The organism is Streptomyces sclerotialus (assembly GCF_040907265.1).
GTDB lineage: Bacteria > Actinomycetota > Actinomycetes > Streptomycetales > Streptomycetaceae > Streptomyces > Streptomyces sclerotialus.
The window spans coordinates 1481614-1494293 of the sequence record NZ_JBFOHP010000002.1 but is presented as its reverse complement, the minus strand read 5'-3'; the positions used below and the strand labels follow the sequence as shown (position 1 = coordinate 1494293).

Annotated in this window: 13 protein-coding genes and 1 pseudogene; 9 read left to right on the top strand and 5 right to left on the bottom strand. The window is 69.1% G+C overall.

Translation table 11 applies throughout. From position 1 onward, the window contains the following. Positions 1-98: 98 nt before the first annotated feature. Positions 99-1091 (bottom strand): dihydroxyacetone kinase subunit DhaK, encoded by a 993-nt coding sequence (gene dhaK, locus AAC944_RS06600; protein ID WP_030610993.1) that lies wholly within the window; start codon positions 1089-1091, stop codon positions 99-101. 786 nt (positions 1092-1877) lie between these two features. Then, positions 1878-2288 (bottom strand): arsenate reductase ArsC, encoded by a 411-nt coding sequence (locus AAC944_RS06595; protein WP_030610997.1) that lies wholly within the window; start codon positions 2286-2288, stop codon positions 1878-1880. A gap of 73 nt (positions 2289-2361) precedes the next feature. Between AAC944_RS06595 and AAC944_RS06590 the strand changes: the two genes are divergently transcribed. From AAC944_RS06590 to AAC944_RS06565, 6 genes and pseudogenes are all read left to right on the top strand, one after another. Continuing rightward, complete coding sequence (locus AAC944_RS06590; protein ID WP_030611000.1) at positions 2362-2676, top strand: ArsR/SmtB family transcription factor; 315 nt, start codon at positions 2362-2364, stop codon at positions 2674-2676. Further along, on the top strand, positions 2673-3773 hold the full coding sequence (gene arsB / locus AAC944_RS06585; protein ID WP_030611002.1) for an ACR3 family arsenite efflux transporter: 1101 nt from the start codon (positions 2673-2675) through the stop codon (positions 3771-3773). The genes AAC944_RS06590 and arsB overlap by 4 nt, the downstream gene beginning before the upstream one ends. Beyond that, positions 3770-4840: an ArsO family NAD(P)H-dependent flavin-containing monooxygenase gene (locus AAC944_RS06580; protein WP_030611004.1), complete on the top strand. Its 1071-nt coding sequence runs from the start codon at positions 3770-3772 to the stop codon at positions 4838-4840. The genes arsB and AAC944_RS06580 overlap by 4 nt, the downstream gene beginning before the upstream one ends. 212 nt (positions 4841-5052) lie before the next feature. After that, positions 5053-7530, top strand: coding sequence for a molybdopterin-containing oxidoreductase family protein (locus AAC944_RS06575; protein WP_078888394.1), 2478 nt, complete (start codon positions 5053-5055; stop codon positions 7528-7530). 187 nt (positions 7531-7717) lie between these two features. Further along, a pseudogene (locus AAC944_RS06570) lies at positions 7718-7921 on the top strand (DUF6119 family protein); the annotation flags it as partial. A gap of 69 nt (positions 7922-7990) precedes the next feature. Next, a complete protein-coding gene (locus AAC944_RS06565; protein WP_030611008.1) occupies positions 7991-8245 on the top strand; it encodes a DUF6119 family protein in 255 nt (84 codons plus the stop codon). 15 nt (positions 8246-8260) lie between these two features. Here AAC944_RS06565 and AAC944_RS06560 read toward each other — a convergent pair whose 3' ends face one another. From AAC944_RS06560 to AAC944_RS06550, 3 genes are all read right to left on the bottom strand, one after another. Further along, positions 8261-8623 carry an ArsR/SmtB family transcription factor gene (locus AAC944_RS06560; RefSeq protein WP_030611009.1) on the bottom strand — a complete coding sequence of 121 codons (363 nt, stop codon included), beginning with the start codon at positions 8621-8623 and terminating at the stop codon, positions 8261-8263. Positions 8624-8689: 66 nt separating this feature from the next. After that, positions 8690-9055: an NAD(P)/FAD-dependent oxidoreductase gene (locus tag AAC944_RS06555; protein WP_030611011.1), complete on the bottom strand. Its 366-nt coding sequence runs from the start codon at positions 9053-9055 to the stop codon at positions 8690-8692. Beyond that, positions 9052-9285, bottom strand: coding sequence for a hypothetical protein (locus tag AAC944_RS06550; RefSeq protein ID WP_030611013.1), 234 nt, complete (start codon positions 9283-9285; stop codon positions 9052-9054). Before AAC944_RS06550 ends, AAC944_RS06555 begins: the two co-directional genes overlap by 4 nt. Positions 9286-9391: 106 nt before the next feature. On the opposite strand from AAC944_RS06550, the gene AAC944_RS06545 reads away from it, so the two are divergent. The 3 genes from AAC944_RS06545 (at position 9392) to AAC944_RS06535 (ending at position 12678) form a co-directional block, all read left to right on the top strand. Beyond that, positions 9392-10747: an NAD(P)-binding domain-containing protein gene (locus tag AAC944_RS06545; protein ID WP_030611015.1), complete on the top strand. Its 1356-nt coding sequence runs from the start codon at positions 9392-9394 to the stop codon at positions 10745-10747. A gap of 220 nt (positions 10748-10967) precedes the next feature. Next, positions 10968-11249: a hypothetical protein gene (locus AAC944_RS06540; protein WP_030611017.1), complete on the top strand. Its 282-nt coding sequence runs from the start codon at positions 10968-10970 to the stop codon at positions 11247-11249. Positions 11250-11958: 709 nt separating this feature from the next. After that, positions 11959-12678: a 4'-phosphopantetheinyl transferase family protein gene (locus tag AAC944_RS06535; RefSeq protein ID WP_107054090.1), complete on the top strand. Its 720-nt coding sequence runs from the start codon at positions 11959-11961 to the stop codon at positions 12676-12678. Positions 12679-12680 lie beyond the last annotated feature (2 nt).

Here is a 12680-nt window from a genome sequence, read left to right as displayed (position 1 = left end):
ATTCGCGGGCAGGCTCGCCGGCCGACCGGCCGACCGGCGGGCAGGCGGGCAGGCCGACAGTCGGGCAGTCGGGCCGGCGGGCAGTCGGTCCGGGCAGGTCAGCGCCCCCACCGTAGCCCGGGCGTCTGTACCGGCGCGTCGTACAGGCGCAGCAGCTCCTCGTCCGCCTGGCACAGCGTCACCGAGCAGCCCGCCATGTCGAGCGAGGTCACGTAGTTGCCGACGAGCGTGCGGGCCACCGACACGCCGCGCTCGCCGAGCACCCGCTGCACCTCCGCGTTGAACCCGTACAGTTCCAGCAGCGGTGTCGCGCCCATGCCGTTGACCAGTGCCAGTACCGGGCCCCTCGGCTGCCAGTCGTCCAGGACCGCGTCCACCGACGCGTCGGCGATCTCGCCCGAGGTCATCATCGGCCGCCGCTCGCGCCCCGGTTCGCCGTGGATGCCGATCCCCAACTCCAGCTCTCCGGCGGGCAGGTCGAACGTCGGGGTGCCCTTCGACGGTGTCGTACACGCGCTGAGCGCGACCCCGAAACTCCGCGAGGACTGCACGACCTGGCGGGCGACCGCCTCGACCCGTTCGAGCGGCTGTCCTTCCTCGGCCGCCGCACCGGCGATCTTCTCCACGAACAGTGTCGCCCCGGTCCCGCGCCGCCCGGCCGTGAACGTCGAGTCCGTCACCGCCACGTCGTCGTCGACCAGCACGCTGGCGACCTGTACTCCCTCGTCCTCCGCGAGCTCCGCCGCCATCCGGAAGTTCAGTACGTCACCGGTGTAGTTCTTCACGATGAACAGCACGCCCTGGCCGCTGTCCACCGCTGCCGCCGCCCGCACCATCTGGTCCGGTACCGGCGAGGTGAACACCTCACCCGGGCAGGCCGCGTCCAGCATGCCGGGCCCGACGAACCCTCCGTGCAGCGGCTCGTGCCCGCTGCCACCGCCCGACACGAGCGCGACCTTCCCGGACACCGGCGCGTCCCGCCGCACCACGACCCGTCCGTCGACGTCGACGACCAGCTCCGGATGCGCCGCCGCCATCCCCCGCAACGCATCCGCGACCACGCTCTCCGGCACATTCATCAGCATCTTCACGGGTACCTCCTGGTGAGATTAGCAGCCTGGCCTCTGAGCAGTGTTTCCGCTGGTCGCGGTACGTATGCCCAGCTCTCGATCTTGGCGGTCCATGTCGCTCCTGAGCGGCTTCCGGCGGGGCCGATGCTGACCCGATGCCGACTTCCCTGACATGCCGTCAGGGCAGTTTCCCGGCCCTGCACTGATCCCTCCCGATGCCGTTCAGCTCAGTATCTGCCCCATGGCGTTCGAGGTCACGGATCATGTCGGGAGGCGTTCCGGCGGCTGTGACCGGAAGTCCGCGAGGTGATCTCGACCGCAAGCTGTGGACGGGGCGGCCGGGCCGATCGGCCGGTCCAGGTCACGACCATCCGCAGCCGCCTCGCATCAGCTGCTGCGCCAGAGGCAAGGGGCGAGCGGCCGTAACGGAGCGTCTCCTGCGACCTGTTGCAGGTGGGGCGACAGCGAGGGGTTCGGCTCTTACGCTCCTCGCATCCGCGAGATTCGATCACTCGTGTGCCATCTCCAGCATGGGAGATAACGGTCCCGCTCCGTCATCCGCCGACGACCAAGAAACAGGGCAGGGCCAAACCCCCGAAGAACGGGTCGCCTGTTCCCGGAAGAGCGCCGAAGGCGACGTCGTGGCTGTAGGCAATGCCTCCGAGCCCGGCAGGGCCATCCTGACGCTCGCCGTGCAGGACTGGATCAAGCCCGAACACGGCGCCTCGCGCAACGCCCTCGACCTCGTCGATCCCACGGCGGCACGAGTTCGTGATGTTACCCAGCGCTCGGTACGCAACCTGGTCTTTACCGCGATGAGGGAGCGATCTCGGCAATCAGGCCCTCGATGCGGGACTTGATCTCGTCGCGGATGGGGCGTACGGCGTCCACGCCCTGGCCGGCCGGGTCCTCCAGCTTCCAGTCCAGGTAGCGCTTGCCGGGGAAGACCGGGCAGGCGTCCCCGCAGCCCATGGTGATGCAGACGTCGGAGGCCTGGACCGCCTCGACGGTCAGGATCTTCGGGGTCCGGGCGGCGATGTCGATGCCGACCTCGCGCATGGCCTCGACCACGGCCGGGTTGACGGTGTCGGCCGGGGCGGATCCCGCCGAGCGCACCTCGACCCGGTCCCCTGCGAGGTGGGTCAGCCAGGCGGCGGCCATCTGCGAGCGGCCGGCATTGTGCACGCAGACGAAGAGTACGGAGGGCTTCTCGGGCATCGGGTTCTCTCTTGTCTCGCGAGGCATCAGTGCGGGCTGGTATCAGCATCCGCTGATGTGAGAGTATCAGTGCATGATGACGTCAGTCGATACTGACCTGATCAGGGTTCTCGGTGACCCGCTCAGGCTCCAGATCGTGCAACTGCTTGCAAAAGAGACGCTGTGTACGACCCACCTGGTGGCGGAGACCGGCGCCCGGCAGACCAACCTCTCCAACCACCTGAAGGTGCTCAGAGAGGCGGGAGTGGTGGACACCGAACCCTGTGGCCGCTTCACCTACTACAAGCTGCGTCCTGACGTCATCGAGCACCTGGCCGGCCAGCTCGCGGAGCTGGCCGCGTCCGCCCGTACGACCGTCGACAGTGCGCGAAAGAGGCCCTGCCCGTGACGAGGACAGCATCCCCAGCCACCACCGAGGTGACCAGCACCGAGGAAGCGGGGGTCGTCGGCAAGCTGTCGACGCTCGACCGCTTCCTCGCCGTCTGGATCCTCGCGGCCATGGCAGTCGGCCTCGGTCTCGGCAGGGCCATCCCGGGCCTGGGTGACGTGCTCAGCAAGGTCGAGATCGGTGGTATCTCGCTCCCGATCGCCCTCGGCCTGCTGGTCATGATGTATCCGGTGCTGGCCAAGGTCCGTTATGACAAGCTCGACGCCGTCACCGGTGACCGCAAGCTGATGGTCTCCTCCCTGGTCATCAACTGGCTCGTTGGCCCGGCCGTGATGTTCGCGCTGGCCTGGATCTTCCTCCCGGATCTGCCGGAGTACCGCACCGGGCTGATCATCGTCGGGCTCGCCCGGTGCATCGCCATGGTGATCATCTGGAACGACCTGGCCTGCGGCGACCGCGAGGCCGCCGCCGTCCTCGTCGCACTGAACTCGGTCTTCCAGGTCATCGCCTTCGGCCTGCTCGGCTGGTTCTACCTCGACCTGCTGCCCCAATGGCTCGGCCTCGGGAACGGGCAGGGCCTGGACGTCCCGGTGTGGCACATCGCCCTGAACGTCATCGTCTTCCTCGGCGTACCGTTGCTCGCCGGTTTCCTCACCCGACGCATCGGCGAGAAGAGGCTCGGCCGCGAGCGCTACGAGTCGAATTTCCTGCCGAAGATCGGCCCCTGGGCGCTGTACGGCCTGCTGTTCACGATCGTCATCCTCTTCGCGCTGCAGGGGAAGACGATCACCACGCAGCCGCTGGACGTAGCCCGGATCGCGCTGCCGCTGCTGGTCTACTTCGCCGTGATGTGGGCGGGGACCTTCCTGCTCGGCAAGGGAATCGGTCTGGCCTACGACCGGACCGCGACCCTCGCCTTCACCGCCGCGGGCAACAACTTCGAGCTGGCCATCGCCGTCGCCATCGCCACCTTCGGCGTCACGAGCGGCCAGGCTCTGTCCGGCGTCGTCGGCCCGCTGATCGAGGTGCCGGTGCTCGTCGCGCTGGTCTACGTCTCGCTGGCCTGGCGCAAGAAGTTCGCGCCCGCCGCACGATGACGCGACGTACCGACGTAGTGGTGATCGGCGGCGGGCAAGCGGGCCTCGCCGCCGGTTACCACCTCCGGCGCCTGAACATCGACTTCGTCATCCTCGACGCTCAGGAGCGGCCGGGCGGCGCATGGCGACACACCTGGGATTCCCTGCACCTGTTCTCCCCGGCCGCCTACTCCTCCCTGCCCGGGCGTCTCATGCCCGGCCAGCCGGGGGAGACGTACCCGGACGCCGCACACGTCGTCGACTACCTCACCGACTACGAACGCCGTTACGACCTCCCCGTCCTGCGGCCCGTACGAGTGGAGGCAGTCCACCGGGACGGTGATGCTCTGCGCGTCGAAACCGGCTCCGGTACCTGGCATGCGAGGGCAGTGGTGAGTGCCACCGGTACCTGGTGGCGGCCGTTCCTGCCCGCGATTCCGGGCGCGGACGTCTTTCGGGGGACCCAGTTGCACACGGTCGGCTACCGGAGCCCCAAGGACTTCGAGGGCCAGCGGGTGATCGTGGTCGGCGGCGGCAACTCCGGGGCCCAGATCGCCGCCGATCTGGCAGAGCACACCGAGCTGACCTGGGTGACCAAGCAGCCCCCGCGCTACCTCGCCGACGACATCGACGGCCGCGCCCTCTTCGACGCGGCCACGGCCCGCCGCCGCGCGCTCGACGCGGGGGAGGGGGACACCGGCGGCGTGGCGTCCCTCGGTGACATCGTCGCGGTGCCGCCCGTACGAGAGGCGCGAGACCGCGGGCTGCTCACCGCCCGGCCGATGTTCGCGCGGCTGGCCCCGAAAGGCCCGGTCCGGGCCGACGGTACGCAGACGGAGGCCGACGCGATCATCTGGTGCACCGGTTTCCGCCCCGCGCTCTCCCACCTCGCCCCACTCGGCCTCCGTCAGAGCAACGGCAGGATCGCCACCACCGGTACCCGCGTGGATGCCGAACCTCGTGTGCACCTGCTCGGTTACGGCGACTGGACCGGCCCGGCCTCGGCCACCCTGATCGGTGTTGGCCGCCCCGCCCGGGAGATGGCCCGCGAGATCGCCGGCCTACTGGGCGTGACGACGCGCCGCTGAGTCCGTGGGCATCGTCCGTCGCGACCGAGGCAGGACAGTGCCCACGCACGTACATGTCAGCCGAATGCTCTGGCCTGAGCGGTGCCGATCTCGCCAGACTCCTTGCCAACCGCGATCGAGTGCTGTTGCCGAGGAGTTGTCAGGTGAGAAGAGACGAGCGAAACGTGTCCCGCCGGGGCTTTGTGAACGGAACCGTGGCCGGCGGAGTCGGAATGAGCCTGCCGGTCCTCGGCGCTGCCGCTCCGGCTTCCGCGGCAACATCTGCGGTCTCCGCAGCGACGCCCGCTCCGGGCGCCGAGCACGGCAGGAGCACGCCGGACCCCGACTTCACCGTGCGGTCGGCCGCGTTGACCCCCGACCGTACGGTCGCCACCGCCTGCCAGTTCTGCAATGCCAACTGCCGTCTTCACATCGCCCTCAAGGCCGATCGCGTGATCGCCGTACGCGGCGAGCAGGATGACCCGGTCCAGGCCGGCGGCCTGTGCGTGAAGGCCGACCTCATGCCCCAGCTCGTCTACAACCCCGAGCGGTTGACCGCTCCGCTCCGGCGGGTGTCCGGCAAGAAGGGCTCACCCGATTCCCGCTTCGAAAAGATCAGCTGGGACGAGGCGCTGACCACCATCGCCCGCAAGTTCCTCGAACTGCGTGACGCGGGGCAGGCCCATACGATCGCCAACCGTACGACCGGACGGATGCCCCGCGGCACCGGCTCGCTCGTCGCCCGGATGTTCGCCATGCTCGGCAGTCCGAACAACACCGATGTCGGCCCGGTGTGCAACGACGCCGGAGCCAACGCCCTCACCGCCTCCTTCGGCCTCGGCAACTTCACCAACGGCTACGGCGTCGACGGCGCCACCGGCAAGCAGGACCTCGGTGCCGCCCGCTACCTACTGCTCCTGGGGACCAACCAGGCCGAGACCCACCCGGTGACGTACGAGTACCTGCTGCGCGAGCGGAAGAAGACCGGTGCCAAGCTGACCGTCGTCGACCCCCGCCTGACGCCCACCGGCGCACAGGCCGACCGCTGGATCGCGCCCAAGCCGCACACCGATTACGCCCTCGTCCTGGGCATGCTGCACCACATCATCACCACCGACCGGCATGACCAGAAGTTCGTCGACCGCTGGGTCCTGGGCTTCGACGAGCTGCGCGAGCACCTGATCGACCACCGCTACTCCGCAGCCTGGGCATCCGAGGTGACCGGTGTCCCCGAGGCCACCATCAAAGCCATCGCCGAGGAGTACGCCTCCGCCGAGCCCGCTGCGATCTTCTGCAACGCCGGCATCTCCCACCAGCTCGGCGCCTTCGACACCTACCGCGCACTCACCTTCCTCGCGGCGGTCACCGGCAACATCGGCGTACCGGGCGGCGGTTGCAACTTCATGCACAACACCTGGCCCGGTGACCTGCACCTCCCGCCGCTCGAGGCCGAGACGCCCAAGCGCACCGATGCCCTGCCGGTCGGCCCCGACTATTTCGCCGAGTCCATCCTCACCGGTCGGCCGTACCGCCTGCGCGCGATCGTCTCCCAGGGCAACCCGCTCGTCTCCTCCGCCAACTCCAAGCGCGTCCGGGAAGCCTTCGAGCAGCTCGAATTCTTCGTCTGCACCGGCCTCTTCATGGAGGAGCCCGCCTACTACGCCGACATCATCCTGCCCGTGTGCAGCGGGCTGGAGATGGACGGCGTGTACATGCGGCGCGACGACCGTGCGATCCGCTGGCAGGAGCAGGCCGTTCCCCGCGTCGGTGACTCACGTCCGGACTGGGAGATCTGGATCGGCCTCGCGCACGCCATCGCCCGACTCGACAGCCGTCGCCCGGCCGATGAATGGCGGGAGGCATTCCCGGAGAAGTGGCTGGACTACCGCGAGCTGTGGTCCGCGTTCGTCCGGCACACCCCGGGCATGGCCGGCATGACCGCCCACCGCATGAGCCGCCGCGCCGAGCCGCTCCGATGGCCCTGCCCCAGCACGGACCACCCGGGCGTGAGCACCCTCTTCCTCGACCACCCGTCCTGGTACCAGGCCGCCGAAAGCCTCGGTCCCAAGTACAAGGGGAAGCGCTTCCTCACCCCGTCCGGCAAGGTCGAGATCTTCACCAAGGAACTGGACGACCGCCTCTCGACCGCCGGCCACGGCGCCCTGCCCGTCTTCTACACCCACCCGGAAGTCACCGGCGACCACCCCACCCTGCGCTACACGTCCTCGTTCGTCACCAACCCGATCAATCCGCAGGCACTCACCCACCCGGTGACCATCGGCGCTCGGCCCGACCGCGCCCCGCATGGTGCTTACCCCCTGATGGGCATGACGGGACGCCCCAGCGTCGTCCACTTCGCCGAGGTCACTCACTGGACGTACACCGGCAAGCAGCTCAACGGCATTCGCCTGATCCAGATCCATCCGCGCACGGCCCGGGCCGCGGGTATCGCCGACGGTGACCCGGTGAAGGTGGAGAGCCCACGAGGCGCGGTCACCGGCACGGCCCTGCTGTGGGACGGCATCCGCGAGGACACCATCTTCGTACCGAACACCTTCGGCCCCGCTCAACGCGTGGGAGACATCTTCGGCGCCCCGCGCTACGAGCCGGCCAACACGCTCCCCGACGACGGCTACTACGACAACCTCTCCGGGCAGCAGGCGTACAAGTGCTTCGCCTGCCGGGTGACGAAGGACGAAAAGGCGAGGTAGCCGCTGCCGAACCCGCTCCTCAGCCTCTCACCGTTCTCCACACGAAGCTCACCTTCGGAAGAATCTTGGGGATTTGCCTCATGCATGACAACCAACCGGGTCCCTCTTCCGGCCGGCCAAGTGCGGAACACCATGTGCAGCGACGACGGCTACCAGACGCCGCCGGCCCGGCACCAAGGGCCGGGAGTGGCTGATCGCCGATGTCGCCGTCAATGGCGAGCGCTACTTCTACGGGCAAGGCAACTGGTACGAGGCGGGTGCAGGCTTCCTGCAAACCCTGAAGGACGAGCTGGAGGAACTCTTCGCCAAGCCACCGACCGTCACCCTGCCGGCCTGCCCCAAGGGGAAGATCGTCAAGAAGCGGGGCACCCACGACGAGGACTGGTACAACCGAGCTCATCTGCGTCAGGAAGGCCACCTCGAGCACCGCCCCGCTCAACCACCTCTTTGCCCAGGCAGGGTGGCAGTCGAGACGCTGCGCAGTGACCTGGTGGTCCGCAACAAGTTCCTGGCGCAGGTGGAACGCAACACGCCGGACCATCGAATGCTCGACGACTTCGGCACACTGCGGATGGTCTTCGCCATCCTCCTCAAGGACGGCCAGGGCATCGCGGTGGACTCCCTCTTCGCCTTCGTTCGGGTGCCCCTGCTCCAGTCGGTCCGGCGACTGCGCGCAAGGAACGCGGAGGTCGAGATCGTCGCCATTCGGCGGTGAAGGCGGCAGCGTGCTTCAGCCGGCAGCGGTCAGCAGCTGACCCATGGCCGCCAGCACGCTGGGGGCGACCTTGTAGTAGACCCAGGTCCCGCGGCGCTCCGAGGTCAGCAGGCCGGCTTCCTTCAGCTTCTTCAGGTGGTGGGACACCGTGGGCTGGGAGACGCCGACGTCGGAGATGTCGCAGACGCACGCCTCGCCGTTCTCGTGCGAGGCGACCAAGGAGAACAGGCGGAGCCGCACCGGGTCACCGAGCGCTTTGAACATCACGGCGGCCCGGGCGGCCTCTTCCGCGGTGAAGGGGCGCTCGGTGAGCGGCGGGCAGCACGGCTCCACGCCAGAAGTGGCCTCCAGCAGTGGCAGCGCCTTAGCGTTCGACATGCATCTATGTTGACATACGTCGAACCAAGAGCCCAGGGGGTGCGTGACGTCCCCCATGAGGCAGTGTCAGTGAGCGAGGTGCGAGGCCAGGCGGCGGGCCGCACGACGGGCGTCGCGACCGACTCCGCGTATCGAAGCGGAGGAGAGGCTGCGCTGCCACTCCAGCCCGACATAGGCCAGGCGGGGAAGGGCCGTCGAGTATCCGTCGCGGTGGTGCGGATTTCCCTGGCCGTCCAGGGCGCCGAGAGGCGCGAGATGATCGAGATCAGGGCGGTAGCCGGTGGCTGCGATCGCTGCCCGCGCGCCCAGGCGGGAGCCGTCCTGGAAGGACAAGGCGAAGTTGTCGCCGTCGGCGCGGACGTCGGTCACTCGACGGCCGGTACGGATGTCCGCGTCGAGCCGGTCGGCATACCGCAGGAGGTAGTCGATCACTTCGTCGCGATGCGGGTAGCGATCGCCATCGCCCCGAAGGGCAGCCCGGGCAGGGAGTTGTACCGCGCCGGCGAGAACAACGTGAGGCTGTCGTAGTACCGAGGCCATGACCCGGCGGCCTGTGCGGAGGCTTCGAGCACCACCGGCTGCAGACCTCTTTCGCGTACAGCATGCGCGGCCGCAAGGTCCGACTGCCCACCGCCAATGATCGCGATGTCGAAATGTTCCATCGTGCCCACCGCCTACTTTGATGCATATCTATGTTGACGCATATCGAAGCAGGTGTCATGCTGACCGCACAAGACATAGACATGCATCAAAGCAAGGGGAACCGACATGACTGAGCCCGGCACCGCTCTGCCCACCGTGGTCGTCGGGGCCGGCCCGATCGGCCTGGCCGCCGCCGCGCACCTCATCGAGCGCGGTCTGGAGCCGCTCGTCCTGGAGTCCGGTACCAGTGCCGGCGCTGCGGTGCGGGAGTGGGGCCACGTCCGACTGTTCTCCCCCTGGGCCGAGGTCGTCGACCCGGCGGCAGAGAAGCTGCTTGCTCCCACCGGCTGGGTCCGGCCCGACGGCGCCGCCTGCCCCTCGGGCGCGGACTGGGCCGAGAGGTACCTCCAGCCGCTCGCAGACGTCCTCGGCGACAAGGTCCGCTTCGGTGCTCGCGTCACCGGCGTCTCCCGAGCCGGACGCGATCGTGTCGTGGACTCGGGCCGTGAGGACCAGCCCTTCACGGTCCACGTCACGCACGCCGACGGCGGCGAAGAGCGTCTGACGGCCCGGGCCGTGATCGATGCCTCCGGCACCTGGTCCATGCCCAGCCCGCTCGGCGGCAACGGTCTTCCTGCCCTCGGTGAGCGTGCGGCCGCTGACCGGATCTCCTACCGCGTCCCCGACCTCGAGGTCCCGGCCGTCCGTGAACGGTACGCCGGCAAGCGCACCGCCGTGATCGGCTCCGGTGCCTCCGCGTTCACCGCCCTTGCCTACCTGGCCGACCTCGCCAAGGACGCCCCCGGTACGCACGCCACTTGGATTCTGCGGCGCGGCCTCAGCGGCTCCACCTTCGGTGGCGGCGAGGCCGACCAGCTGCCCGCACGTGGCGCACTGGGACTGCGCGCCAAGGCCGCCGTGGACGAGGGGCACGCCGACGCGGTCACCGGCTTCCGTACCCGGGAGATCGAGAAGGCCGGCGAGCGGCTCATCCTCGTTGCCGAGGACGGCCACCGCCTTGCCCCCGTCGACGAGATCATCGCCCTTACCGGCTTCCGTCCCGACCTTCGCTTCCTGGAGGAGATCCGCCTCGGCCTCGATGAGCGTCTGCAGGCCCCGGTGGAGCTGGCGCCCCTCATCGACCCCAACGTCCATTCCTGCGGCACCGTCCACCCGCACGGCGTCAAGGAGCTCTCCCACCCCGAGCAGGGCATCTACCTTGTGGGCATGAAGAGTTACGGCCGTGCTCCGACGTTCCTCGCGATGACCGGGTACGAGCAGGTCCGCTCCGTTGCCGCCGCCTTGGCCGGCGACCAGGAGGCCGCCGAGCGCGTCGAGCTGACCCTGCCGGAGACCGGGGTGTGCGGGGGAGCGGGACTCTTCGACGAGCCGGAGGCCGACCAGTCCGGCGGTGGCTGCTGCGCCACCCCGACCGCGCTCCAGATCGGCGTCGGCGCGCCCACCTCTTCTGGCGGCTGCTGACCGCGGTGACCCGCCTCGATGCGCCGGAGGCCGTGACCGGGAACGATGCCCGGGCGTGGCCCCGCGCCGCCCTGCCCGCGTTGTGCGCCACCCAGACCACCGCCACTACTTCAACGTCGTGAACATCGACGGAAGGTGGTCTTCCTGGACTTCCAGCAGGGCAAGGCCGATCCGGCAAAGCCAACGTACGGTAGCTACTACCTCATGAGGACCAACTGACATGCTCGACCGGGAAGAAGCCGAGCGCAGGGCCGCAGAGTTCCTCGCGGAACGGAGCAGGGCGTGGGGGCCGTCCTCCGACGTGAGGATCGTCCCTGAGTACTGCTTCACGGCCCAGGGGCGGTTCGTCGCTCCCTACGACCATGTCGACTACCTCGATCACGGCCGTGACGATATGCAGCTGGGCGGAAATCTCCCCGTGGCGGTCGACCTGAGCACCGGATCGTGCTCCTTCCTCACCTGGGAGGAGGCTGAGGACATGATGGAGCGCGACCTGCTCTGAGGGACACCACACCAGGTTCAGCGGTCCCCGGCGATCACCGTCGCGGTACGGGACCTTCCTTGATTCGGAGACCGGTAAGGTCGGTCACTGGTCTGAAGGCGAAGGGGGCAACGTCGACCGCTCGCCCCCCCGCCATGCGCCGGTGAACAGTTTCGGTGCGGGTGAGTCCGAGGATGCCGAGCTCTTGGCCGGCGGCATCGCAGCAGTCCGGACAGAGCAGGCGCCACCGGTCCGTACTCGGAACGTCGCATCCGTTGTTCATCAGCAGGATCGCCCGGAGGTCATCGGGTATCGGAGCACCGTTGCCTGCTTCCGTGGCGCGGATCATCTCGGCATCCGCCGGCGGAGCAAGCTGCGCAGAAGTCCGCGGAGTGTTCCGTTCGATGCCCGGCGCCCGGCGCCGTGCAGCCTCGGTATCGGCCCCTTGGCGGGCGAGGTCACGGAGCGTGCCGTACGGCGCACCCCGGGGACGTGACGGAGGTCACTTGTGCGTGGCGGGGGTGCGGGGGAGGCGGGTGCGGGGGAGTGAGTTCGCGCAGGTTGAGGGCGCGTGCGGGGTGTGGCGTGCGGGCTGCCGTGGTGGGGAGGCAGTGATTCCGCCTCAAGGCGGTATGAATTCGGGCCAATATTGCCACTCGGTGCACCGAGGGCCCTGATACCGTCAACCCGGTTGACGATCACCTGTGAGACGGGGGGAGGGGTCTTCAACATGCCTGCTCGACCACTGGACCCATGCACCATCGGCGCGCTGCCGGACATCGTGCCGACCGGCGTCGAAGTGGCTCAGTCCACCTGCGATCTGACCTCGGGGGCCACGGCACGCGAAGTGGCGTCGCTCGGGTGGGCAGTGCCCGCGCGGCGGGCCGAGTTCGTGACCGGCAGGGTGCTGGCGCGGAGGGCGCTGGCCGCGGTGGGTGCGCCCGCGACGGACCTGGTGCGGAGGGCTGACGGAGCACCGGCCTGGCCGCCGGGGTTCACCGGCTCGATCACCCACTGCTCAGGGTTCCGCGCGGCCGCCGTGGCGGCTCGTCGCGACGTACGTGCGCTGGGGATCGATGCCGAGCCGCACCGTCCGCTGGTCACCGAGCTCGTCGGTGCCTTCGCCACGCCCGGGGAACGGCACGCGTGGCCGGTCGTGTCCGGTCTCTGTGCGGAGACGGTTGCCTTCTCCGCTAAAGAAGCGGCGTGCAAGGCCTGTTACGGGCTGGGGTCCGGGCTCCTGGACTTCTCCGAGTTCCGTGTCGAGCTGGGGGAGCCGGACCGCCTCGGCACGGATGCCTGGCGCGGCACGTTCGACGCCCACCTGCATCCCGCCCGCCGGGCGCCGGGCCTGCCGGCCGCCGTCAGCGGGCGCTGGCTGGTGGCTGACGCGCTGGTCCTCACCGCGGTCGTCCTGGAGACGGCGCCGGGCACCGGGCGGTGCGCATGACG

What these genes read in the sequence shown, in the direction of transcription:
- AAC944_RS06545 (WP_030611015.1), top strand. Translation starts at nt 9,392, where the DNA reads ATGACTGAGCCCGGCACCGCTCTGCCCACCGTGGTCGTCGGGGCCGGC.
- AAC944_RS06535 (WP_107054090.1), top strand. Translation starts at nt 11,959, where the DNA reads ATGCCTGCTCGACCACTGGACCCATGCACCATCGGCGCGCTGCCGGAC.
- AAC944_RS06550 (WP_030611013.1), bottom strand. Translation starts at nt 9,285, where the DNA reads ATGGAACATTTCGACATCGCGATCATTGGCGGTGGGCAGTCGGACCTT.
- AAC944_RS06540 (WP_030611017.1), top strand. Translation starts at nt 10,968, where the DNA reads ATGCTCGACCGGGAAGAAGCCGAGCGCAGGGCCGCAGAGTTCCTCGCG.
- AAC944_RS06595 (WP_030610997.1), bottom strand. Translation starts at nt 2,288, where the DNA reads ATGCCCGAGAAGCCCTCCGTACTCTTCGTCTGCGTGCACAATGCCGGC.
- AAC944_RS06580 (WP_030611004.1), top strand. Translation starts at nt 3,770, where the DNA reads ATGACGCGACGTACCGACGTAGTGGTGATCGGCGGCGGGCAAGCGGGC.
- AAC944_RS06575 (WP_078888394.1), top strand. Translation starts at nt 5,053, where the DNA reads ATGAGCCTGCCGGTCCTCGGCGCTGCCGCTCCGGCTTCCGCGGCAACA.
- AAC944_RS06560 (WP_030611009.1), bottom strand. Translation starts at nt 8,623, where the DNA reads ATGTCGAACGCTAAGGCGCTGCCACTGCTGGAGGCCACTTCTGGCGTG.
- AAC944_RS06590 (WP_030611000.1), top strand. Translation starts at nt 2,362, where the DNA reads ATGATGACGTCAGTCGATACTGACCTGATCAGGGTTCTCGGTGACCCG.